At 73.9% G+C, this 9575-nt stretch carries 6 protein-coding genes; 5 read left to right on the forward strand and 1 reads right to left on the reverse strand.

What is annotated here, in order from left to right; all coding sequences use genetic code 11:
- Positions 1-209: 209 nt before the first annotated feature.
- The 3 genes from MXD62_RS20385 (at position 210) to MXD62_RS20395 (ending at position 2957) form a co-directional block, all read left to right on the forward strand.
- A complete protein-coding gene (locus tag MXD62_RS20385; protein ID WP_248831111.1) occupies positions 210-1595 on the forward strand; it encodes an AI-2E family transporter in 1386 nt (461 codons plus the stop codon).
- Positions 1596-1675: 80 nt separating this feature from the next.
- On the forward strand, positions 1676-2410 hold the full coding sequence (locus MXD62_RS20390) for a disulfide bond formation protein DsbA (RefSeq protein WP_248831112.1): 735 nt from the start codon (positions 1676-1678) through the stop codon (positions 2408-2410).
- A 61-nt stretch (positions 2411-2471) separates the two neighbouring features.
- Complete coding sequence (locus MXD62_RS20395) at positions 2472-2957, forward strand: ribose-5-phosphate isomerase (protein WP_020462770.1); 486 nt, start codon at positions 2472-2474, stop codon at positions 2955-2957.
- On the opposite strand, the gene MXD62_RS20400 is transcribed toward MXD62_RS20395, so the two are convergent.
- A complete protein-coding gene (locus MXD62_RS20400; RefSeq protein WP_248831113.1) occupies positions 2903-3322 on the reverse strand; it encodes a hypothetical protein in 420 nt (139 codons plus the stop codon). The two genes, MXD62_RS20395 and MXD62_RS20400, sit on opposite strands and share 55 nt — an antisense overlap.
- Before the next feature lie 776 nt (positions 3323-4098).
- Between MXD62_RS20400 and MXD62_RS20405 the strand changes: the two genes are divergently transcribed.
- Positions 4099-5223, forward strand: a complete 1125-nt coding sequence (locus MXD62_RS20405) for a dolichyl-phosphate beta-glucosyltransferase (RefSeq protein WP_248831114.1) — start codon at positions 4099-4101, stop codon at positions 5221-5223.
- Positions 5224-5445: 222 nt separating this feature from the next.
- Positions 5446-9483 (forward strand): alpha-(1->3)-arabinofuranosyltransferase, encoded by a 4038-nt coding sequence (locus MXD62_RS20410; protein WP_248831115.1) that lies wholly within the window; start codon positions 5446-5448, stop codon positions 9481-9483.
- Positions 9484-9575 lie beyond the last annotated feature (92 nt).

Consider the following 9575-nt stretch of genomic DNA (forward strand, 5'->3'; position numbering starts at 1 on the left):
CCGACCCGCCCGCTTCCGGCCCGGCGGGGCCCGCCGCGCCCGTCCTGTTCTGTCACCTCCGGCCTGGCCCGGCCACGGGATCGCGCTGTTAGGACGTGTGCTGAGTGCGCTGTTCTCACCCTTGGTGGAAGCTTGCACCAACCATCGGGTTGGATGTCCCGAAGGATGGAACCTTCAGACACCGGACGTAGGGGGTAGCGGTGCGGCGGGTGGCGGGACTGGGCCGGGTCCCGGTCCGGCGTGGCCCGAGGAGGGCGGCCGCGGACGCCGCGGCCGACTCCGGGGCCGCCGGCTCCGCCACACCAGGCTCGGCGGGCCCGGCCACACCAGGCTCCGCGGGTTCCGCCGGGAGCCCGGGTCCCGACGGCCGGCCCGCCCCGGCCGGCCCGCGCCAGCGCATCCCGCGCCGGCTGCGCCTCGCCCGCTCGGGGGCCGGTGCCGGCCCGCCCGAGCAGGAGCCACGCCGGGCCGGACCGGCCGGACCGGGCAGCGCCGCCGCTGGCGCCGCGCAGGGCTCGACGGCGCGCCGCGCCGAGCAGCACGTGCCGGTGTCCCTCCGCGTCGCCTCCGCGTGGTCCTGGCGTCTCCTCATCATCGGGACGGCCGTCTACGTGCTGGCCATGATCGTGGGACGGGTGCGGATCGTCGTGATCCCGGTCATCGCCGGCCTGCTCATCGCGGCTCTCATCCACCCGATCGCGCACCGGTTCCAGCGGATGGGCGTGCCCAGGCTCGGCGCGGCGTTCGCGGCCCTGCTGATCTTCCTGCTGCTCGTCGTCGGGGCCGGCGTCGCGGTGGGCTTCAACGCCGCCAACGAGATCCCCGCGGTGGCCGACCAGGTCAGCGAGGGCGTGGACCAGGTCCGTGACTACCTGACGGACGGGCCGTTCCACCTTTCCCAGGGCCAGATCGACAACCTGGTCGACGACATCCGCAGCAGCCTCACGAGCAACCGCGGCCGGGTGGTCTCCGGCGTGCTGTCGACGGCCTCGGTCGCCGCGGAGGTGCTGACCAGCATTCTGGTCGCACTGTTCTCGACCTTCTTCTTCCTCTACGACGGCGAGCGGATCTGGAGCTGGATCGTCACCCGGTTCCCCAGCGGGGCCGAGGACCGGGTCCGCGGCGCGGGTCGGGAGGCCTGGCTCACCCTCACCGGTTACATCCGGGGCACGGTGTTCGTCGCCGCGGTGGACGCGGTCGGCATCACGATCGGGTTGGTCGCCGTCGGTGCCCCGCTCGTCGCGCCGCTGGCGCTGCTGACGTTCTTCGGCGGCTTCATCCCGATCGTCGGCGCGACCGTCGCCGGCATTGCGGCCGTGCTGGTCGCGCTCGTGTCGAACGGCGTGCCCGACGCGCTGATCATCCTGGGCGTCGTGATCGCGGTGCAGCAGGTCGAGGGCCACCTGCTGCAGCCGTTGGTGATGCGTCGGGCGGTCCGGCTGCATCCGCTGGCCATCGTCATCGCGCTGTCCGCGGGTGGCGTGCTCGCCGGGATCCCGGGGGCGATCGCGGCGGTGCCCTTCGTCGCGGTGGTCAACCGGGTGGCGACATACCTGGCCTCGGCCGGGAAGGATCCGCAGCCCGCGGATGGTTGACGTGGGAACGAGGCCCGATGGCCCTTCCGGGCCATCGGGCCGGACCCCGTCCTGTTCCGTGCGCCACCTTTGGAGCCGCCATGTCAGCCGACGTCGCCGTCTCGGTAGATCCTGTCGCCGACGGGCCCGCCGCACCCGCCGACCGGGCCGGATCCGTGGATGCCGCCGGCACCGCGGTGGGCAACGTCGAGGCACTGCCCACCCCCGAGCCGGCGGTCGTCGACGCGGACTTCTGGTTCGACCCGCTGTGCCCCTGGGCGTGGCTGACCTCGCGCTGGATGCTGGAGGTCGAGAAGGTCCGCCCGGTCCGGACCCGGTGGCACGTCATGAGCCTGGCGGTCCTCAACGACGGCCGGGACATGCCCGAGCAGTACCAGGAGCTGATGAAGCAGGCGTGGGGGCCGGTGCGCATCTGCATCGCCGCCGCCGCGACCGTGGGGGAGGAGATCCTCCTCCCGCTCTACACGGCGCTGGGCCGCCGCCGTCACCTGGAGAAGGCCGAGCTGACGGAGGAGACCTTCGTCGCCGCGCTGGAGGAGGTGGGCCTCGACCCGGCGCTGGCGGCGGCCGCGCACTCCACGGAGTGGGATGAGCGGCTGCGGGCCAGCCACTCCGACGGCATCGGCCGGGTCGGCATGGACGTCGGAACGCCGGTCATCGCGATCGGGGAGAACGCGTTCTTCGGCCCGGTGATCACCCCGACCCCGCGCGGCGAGGCCGCTGGTCGGCTCTGGGACGGCGTGCTCCTGGTCTCGGAGACACCCGGCTTCTACGAGCTCAAGCGCAGCCGGGACCAGGGCCCGATCTTCGACTGATCCGAGCGGGGTTGGTCACCCGCGCGCGGCGGTGCGCCGGGACCGTGCATGATGGCGCATCATGCGCGTCCATCTGGGTTCTGATCACGCCGGGTTCCACCTGAAGAAGGCTCTCGTCGCGCGCCTCGCGGAGCTCGGCCACGCCCCCGTCGACCACGGGCCTGTCGAGTACGACCCCGACGACGACTACCCGCCGTTCGTCATGGCCGCCGCGGCCGCCGCCGCGGCGGAGCCCGACAGCCTGGGGATCGTGATCGGCGGCTCGGGGAACGGCGAGGTCATCGCCGCCAACAAGGTTGACGGGGTGCGTGCGGCCCTGGTCTGGAGTGAACAGACGGCGACCCTCGCCCGCCAGCACAACGACGCCAACGTGATCAGCGTGGGCGCCCGCATGCACTCGCTGCCCGAGGCGGTGGAGCTGGTCGAGATCTTCCTCGCGACGCCGTTCAGCGGAGAGCAGCGTCATCTCCGCCGACTGCGGATGATCTCCGCCTACGAGCGTTCCGGGGAGATCCCCGAGCCGTCCCCCTCCTCACCGGCGTCCTGAGCGCCTTTCGGCCCGCGCCGGGCCCCACCGGCCCGCCGCGGCCGTCCGGCACGCCCTCGGCCCGCTGACGGGTCCGACGGGTTCGCTGACGGGCCTGACGGGCTCGACGGGCTCGACGGGCCGGGACTGTCGGCGGAGCGCGTGGCGGCGCGGCCTGCCGCCGGATCCGCGCCGCCGCCGGGCCCCGCCGGCGCGGGGTGGGCGTGGCGCAGCACGACCGCCTGCTCCGCCCAGGTCAGGTCCGCCTCGGTGGGACGGGAGACGTCCCGCGCGCGCATCGCGGCGCTGAGGCTCAGCCGGGAGCGCCCGGCGCCCACCAGGCCGCGCAGCATCGCGTCGGCGCGGTGTTGGTCGTCACGTGGCATGCCGCCTCCCGTCAGGTCCGCGTGCGGCGGCCGCGGTACGTCGGGCGCGTGCGGGCCGCCGGAAAGGCCTCGAACCGTATGGTGCCCGCGCGCGTGCGCGGATGCGCGCATCCCCGCGCCGTACGGCCGGCGGAACGCACGATGGTGGTATTCCGCGGACGTAGTGACCACCCACATCTCCCGGTGCCGGCGCCCCGTGGCCGGGGGGCTGTTCCCATTGGGAAATCTCCTGGTAGCCCCATGTTCGCGGGGTGGTCGAGAACCCGGGTCGTATCGGGCCCCGGGGCGGCGGGTGGCCCCGTCGCGGGGTGCCGCCGGGGCCACCCGCCGGACATCCCCGCCGTGGTTCGTGCGACCGTCGACACCGACGTCGCCGTCAGGTCCCGAAGTTTCGTGCTGTTTCTGGGTCCAGGTACACATGTGACGATCCGGGGCTTCTCGGGAGGTAGATGTGAACGATGAGTAGCACCTTGGTGCCGTTGCGTACAATGTTCCCGGTGTTGTCGCTGACCATGAAGAACCCCGTCTGCCCAGCGGCGTCGATCTTCGGGCCATTCCGTATGCTGAGCGCCGATCTGCGGCGATCGTTGCGCGGGTATGGGCGGTAAGCGAGCGGATCTGTCGCTCTCTGGCGTACAGACGTCGCTAAGACGGGAGGAAGTTGACAGAGCACGCAACTCCCCCGAAACTCGGCGATTCAGACTGGTCGCCACGGACAGACTCCATCCGGTGAGGGTCCGGTCATCGCTCCTGTCGTCACAGCCGAGGGGTGAGTAATGGACCTTGTGCCCGTGAGCGTGGTCATTCCCGCTTACAACGAGGCACTTCGTCTTCCGGCGTCCCTGCCGCGGCTACTGGCTGTCGTGGGCAAGATCCCCAGGGCTGAGGTGATCGTCGTCGACGACGGCAGCACCGATGGCACCGCCGGGATCGCAGAGGACCTGCTCGAGGGCTTTCCGAACCACCGTGTGGTACGCCTGCCGTGGAACTGCGGAAAGGGCACCGCGGTAAGGGCGGGCGTGTCGGCCGCGCATGGCCGGTCGATCGTCTTCATGGACGCCGACGGGGCCTCCGACGTGAACGACCTGCCGTTGCTGCTCGCCGCGCTCGAGCACGCCGAGGTGGCGCTGGGCTCGCGGCGAATCGGCGACGGAGCCACCCGGACAAGCGGCCGCAGGGCCGGTAGCTGGGCTTTCAATCAGATTACGCGTTCACTCGCGGCGCTGGACGTCGCTGACACGCAGTGTGGCTTCAAGGCGTTTCGGCACGCGGAAGCCAAGATTCTTTTCAGTCTCGCGCGCTCCACCGGCTTCGGATTCGACGTCGAGGTGCTCTCGATCGCGCGCTCGGTGGGCTATCGCATCGCCGAGGTACCCGTGCGCTGGGAGGAGACGCCCGGCGGCACCTTCCGGATTACCCGGCACACCCCCGCGATGCTCGTCGACGTCGTCCGGGCCCGCCGTTATCTCAGCCGGGTCGGGCTCCCGCCGGTCAGCCGTCGCCAGCGGCTGGGCCAGCTCGGCGTCGTGGACGCGTCCGAGCTGCTCGGCCGGCCGGCCACGCCGCGCGGTGCGGGGGAACCGCAGGATGCCCCGCCCGGCCAGCTGCCGGTGCCCGCGGCCCCCACCCGGCCTGGCACACCGGCCCGGCCGACGGCCCGTACCCGGCCCGGCGCACCTGCCCGGCCGGTGCCCGCCGCCCGGCCCACGACCGCCGCCGCTCCCGCCCGGCCCGCGGCCGTTCCCGCGCTGCCCGCCGCCCCCGCGCGGCCCCCCGCGGTGCCCCGCCCCACGCCGCGTCCCGCTCCCGCGGTTCCAGCCGTGAGCGTGGCGCACGGGACCGGGCGGTTCATCCCGTCGCCCTCCCGCGGTGAGATCCCCGGTCCTGCGCCCGCACCGTGACCAGCGGAGCCTGGCCGGGCCCGGCCGCGCCGCCGCGGGAACCGGCCGCCGCGCGGGCGTCACCGGCTCCCGCCGGCCGCACCGGTCCCCAGCCCTGTCGGTGCGAGGTTGTATGAAGGTCGGGCCAATCCCGACTATCGCCTGGAGCCTCCCATCTCCTCCTCGCCGGCCGGACACGCCGTCCGCCCGGGTCCGACCGACCCGGCCGCCGATCACACGTCCGTGGGAGCCCCTGCCCGCGGCCTCCGCGGGGCGGGCCGGTCACGGTCCGACCGCCCCCGCGCGGCGCCCGGCCGGGCCTCCCGCCGGCCGCTGCTGGCGATGTTCGCCGGCTTCGTCCTGCTGTTCCTCCTCCAGGCACCGGGGAAGCTGACGGCCGACACCAAGCTCGACGTCCCGCTCGAGCCGTGGCGGTTCATGTCGGCGGCCACGCACCTGTGGAACTCGACGTCCGACTTCGGCTTCCTGCCGAACCAGTACGCCGGCTACCTGTTCCCGATGGGCCCCTTCTTCGGGCTGGGGAACCTGCTCGGCGTGCCGCCGTGGATCACCCAGCGGCTGTGGATGGCGGTGCTGCTCACCACCGCCGCCTGGGGCACGGTCCGCCTCGCCGAGGCGCTCGGGATCGGTCGGCCGAGCGCCCGGTTCCTGGCCGGCCTGAGCTACGCCCTGTCGCCCATGTTCCTCGGCAAGGTCGGCGCGACGTCCGTCGCGATGGTCGGGGCGGCGATGCTGCCCTGGATGACCCTGCCGCTGATCCTCGCGCTGCGCCCCGACGGCGCCGGCGGGGCGGACACGGGCCACCGTGACGACACCGGGGAGCGGGCCCGGGAGCTGGCCGCCGCGCGTCTGTCGCCGCGGCGCGCCGCGGCCCTGTCGGGGCTGGCGGTGCTGTGCACCGGTGGCATCAACGCGACCGTCACGCTGTGTGTGCTGCTCTGCCCGGCCGTCGTCCTGGTGTTCGCGGGCGCGACACGGCGGGCCTGGGCACTGCGGGCATGGTGGTGCGTGTGCGTGGTGCTGGCGTGCGCCTGGTGGATGCTCGCGCTGGCCGTCCAGGGCCGCTACGGGCTGAACTTCCTCCCCTTCACCGAGACCGCCGACACCACGACGGGAACCACCTCGGTCGGCGAGACGCTGCGCGGCGCCGCGGACTGGATGGCCTACCTCTCGCTGCCGACCCCCTGGCTGCCGGCGGCCCAAGAGTACGTGAGCACCCCGCTGGCGGTCGTCGCCTCGGCGGTGGTGTCCGCCTTCGGTCTCGCCGGCCTGGTCCGCCGGGATCTCCCAGCCCGCCGCTTCCTGCTCGTCACGCTCGCCGTCGGGGTGGTGTCGGTGGCGGCGGCCTACCCGGGCCAGCCGGGCAGCCCGCTCGCGGACGGTGTCCGCTCGCTGCTGACCGAGCCGTTCGGGTTCCTGCGCAATGTCTACAAGTTCCAGCCGGTCGTCCGGCTGCCGCTGGCGCTGGGCCTCGCGCACCTGCTCGGCGTGGCCCTCTCGTGGCGTCCCGGCGCGGTCCGGGCCGGCGCCGCCGGCCCGCCCGAGGACGCCGGGCCCGCGGGCAGGGCACGGCGCGGCGCGGAGGGCGCCGGCGATGATCGGCACAGGCTCGTCCCGGTGCTGGTCATCCTGGTGACGGTCGGGACGCTGGTCGCCGGGATGGCGCCGATGCTGCGTGGCCAGGGCCTGCAGCCCCGCCCCTTCACGAAGGTGCCGGACTACTGGGCCCAGGCGGCCGACTGGCTCGCGGACCATCCCGAGGGTGGGCGGGCCCTTGTCCTGCCGGGCGCCCCGTTCGGCGAGTACCAGTGGGGCCGTCCCCTCGACGAGCCGCTGCAGTGGCTCGCCCGCACCCCCTGGGGGGTGCGCAACATCATCCCGCTGGGCGGTGTCGGGACGACCCGCCTGATGGACGGCATCGAGCACATGATGGCCACCGGCTCCACCCCCGGGCTCGGGGTGACGCTGGCCCGCGCGGGGGTCGGCCAGGTGCTCGTGCGTAACGACATCGAGCAGAAGGACTGGGACATCCCGCCGTCGACGGACCAGCTACACCGCTCGCTGGAGAGCTCGGGCCTGGTCCGGGCGGCGTCCTTCGGGCCCGAGGTCCAGGCCCGCACCGCCGCCAAGGCCCGGCTCGTCGAATCCCTGAGCGAGTCCGCCGAGAAGGTCCCGGCGATCGAGATCTGGACGGTGCCCGGGGGAGCCAGCATGGTCCAGGCCTACCCGGTCGACACCGGGGTCGTCGTCTCCGGCGGCCCCGAGGCCACCGTGCAGCTCGCCGGCCAGGGGCTGCTCAGCGCCGATCGAGCCGTGGTGCTGGCCGGGGACCTCGCCGAGCCGGACCGCCCCGCCGGCGGCGCGGCGGCCGGCGCGGCCGACGACACCGCGATCACGCGGGCGCCCATCGCCGATCCTCCGCCGGCGTCCCAGGTCGTCACGCCCACGACGGCCTGGGCCGTCACCGACACCAACACCCGCCGTGACTACACCTTCGGCATCGTGCACGACTCGGCGTCCTACCTGCTCGGCCCGGACGAGACCGTCGCCGGCCGGCCCGGCGCGCCGAGCCAGTGGGTCGACCGGCCGGTGGTCGGTCACCAGACCGTCGCCGGCTACGCCGACGGGATGTCCGTGCAGGCCTCCTCCTACGGCTACGACCTGCTCGCGGCCCCCGACTTCGCGCCGTCCGCGGCCGTCGACGGGCAGACCTCGACCTCCTGGACGGCGCGGCGCCGTCAGGGCGCGACCTCCCAGGGGCAGTGGATCCAGCTCGACGTCGGCCGCGAGATGTCCGTGCCCTACATCGACATCCGGCTGCTGCAGGAGGGCGACTGGCGCCCGAAGGTCGAGGCGCTGCGGGTGACCACCGAGCGCGGGTCGGCGGTCACCCAGGTCTCGCCGATCGAGGACATCCAGCGGCTGGCGGTGCCCCCGGGGATGAGTCGCTGGTACAGGATCACCTTCGACAAGGTCAGCCGGGAGACCGACCCCGTCCTCGGGGCCGGTCTGCGCGAGATCGAGATCCCCGGCGTGCGGTTCCAGCGGTACGCCCAGGCCCCGGCCGACATGGTCGACGAGTTCCAGGCGCCGGACGAGGGGCTGGTCGCCTACTCCTTCGAGCGGACCAGGGTCGATCCGCTCCAGCCCTTCGGTGGATCCGAGGAGATCACGCTCTCCCGGCGGTTCGAGGTGCCCCGCCGCCTCACCTTCACCCTCACCGGCACCGCGAGCGCCCTCCCGCCGCCGGCCGGCGCCGAAGTCGACTCCTCCGACGAGCCGCTGGTCATCCCATGTGGCCAGGGGCCGGCCCTGATGATCGACGGAGTCCGCCACGACATCCAGGTCGAGGGCAAATACAGCGACCTCGCCACCGCGCGGCCGTTCCACATCAGCCTGTGCTCGGAGGGCCACCAGATCACCCTGGATCCGGGTCAGCACCTGATCACCGTCGACCTCGGCCAGTCGACGATGCTCGTCGACTCGCTCAGCCTGGTCGGCACCACCGCCGCGACCAGCACGGAGAAGCCACGGACGACCCGGATCGGGGAGTGGAGCGCCGAGCGGCGGACGATCGAGATCGGTGCCGGTGCCGGGTCCTTCGTGTCGGTGCGGGAGAACGCGAACGCGTCCTGGACGGCGACCCTGGACGGGAAGCCGCTCACCGCGGTCCGGCTCGACGGTTGGGCGCAGGGCTGGATCGTGCCGGCGGGGGCCGCCGGCACGATCGTGATCGAGAACCTCCCCGGCCAGGAGTACCGGCACAATCTGCTCATCGGGCTCGCCCTGGTCGTTCTCCTGATCGTCCTGGCGGCCGTCCCGGGCCGGCACCGGCTCCGGCGCCGCTCCGACCCCGACGGGTACCCGCTGGGCCTCGAGCCGGGGCGCGTCCCGCTGATCGGGCTGCTCACCCGCGTTCCGGGCGCCTGGGCTGGGATGGCGCTGGCGACAGCCGCGGTGTTCCTGGTAGCGGGCTGGCTGGCGCTCGCGGTACCGGTCCTGGTCCTCGTCGGCCGGCGGTTCCCGGTGATGCTCGGCGTGCTGGCGGTGGCTGGCATGGTCGGCTCCGGCATCGCCGTCGCGGTCAGCCCCGACAGCATTCCGTTCTCGGGCGAGGGCGCGTTCGGCTGGCAGGCCCAGACCCTCGGATCGCTGGCGTTCGCCGCGACGGTCGCCGCACTCGCGCTGCGCCGTGCCGAGCCGGCCCGGCCCGCATCACCCGGAGCAACCTCGGACGGCTCAGCCGGCCATGTCCCGTAGCCGTACGCCGGCGCCGGCGCCGGCCCCGGGGGGGGCGGGGGGGGGGGGGGGGCGGGGGCCGGGCCCCCCCGGGGGCCCGCGGGGGGCCGGGC

It is taken from the genome of Frankia sp. Mgl5 (genome assembly GCF_023242985.1).
In the GTDB taxonomy this organism is placed as follows: domain Bacteria; phylum Actinomycetota; class Actinomycetes; order Frankiales; family Frankiaceae; genus Parafrankia; species Parafrankia soli.

Bases quoted from the DNA above. Each gene is read 5' to 3' on its own strand.
- MXD62_RS20390 (WP_248831112.1), top strand. From the start codon at position 1,676: ATGTCAGCCGACGTCGCCGTCTCGGTAGATCCTGTCGCCGACGGGCCC.
- MXD62_RS20395 (WP_020462770.1), top strand. From the start codon at position 2,472: ATGCGCGTCCATCTGGGTTCTGATCACGCCGGGTTCCACCTGAAGAAG.
- MXD62_RS20400 (WP_248831113.1), bottom strand. From the start codon at position 3,322: ATGCCACGTGACGACCAACACCGCGCCGACGCGATGCTGCGCGGCCTG.
- MXD62_RS20405 (WP_248831114.1), top strand. From the start codon at position 4,099: ATGGACCTTGTGCCCGTGAGCGTGGTCATTCCCGCTTACAACGAGGCA.